Source organism: Pseudohaemophilus paraphrohaemolyticus, assembly GCF_003253115.1.
Classification (GTDB): Bacteria; Pseudomonadota; Gammaproteobacteria; order Enterobacterales; family Pasteurellaceae; genus Haemophilus_A; species Haemophilus_A paraphrohaemolyticus_A.
Window position 1 is genome coordinate 1 of the sequence record NZ_QEQF01000025.1, and the last position, 295, is coordinate 295.

The 295-nt window shown below is 58.0% G+C and carries 1 protein-coding gene; it reads left to right on the forward strand.

The window, feature by feature from the left end; genetic code table 11:
* Positions 1-295, forward strand: a 295-nt coding sequence (locus DPV92_RS09750; protein ID WP_192574198.1) for a hypothetical protein, incomplete at both ends; no start/stop codon positions are given.

Sequence of the window (295 nt, forward strand, 5' to 3'; positions counted from 1 at the left end):
CAGAAACCGCTAAAGCTGACGCAGAAACCGCGAAGGCCGGTGCAGAGGCAGCACAAGGTAAAGCCGAAGCAGCTAAAGCTGGTGCAGAAACCGCTAAAGCTGACGCAGAAACCGCGAAGGCCGGTGCAGAGGCAGCACAAGGTAAAGCCGAAGCAGCTAAAGCTGGCGCAGAAACCGCTAAAGCTGACGCAGAAACCGCGAAGGCCGGTGCAGAGGCAGCACAAGGTAAAGCCGAAGCAGCTAAAGCTGGTGCAGAAACCGCTAAAGCTGACGCAGAAACCGCGAAGGCCGGTGC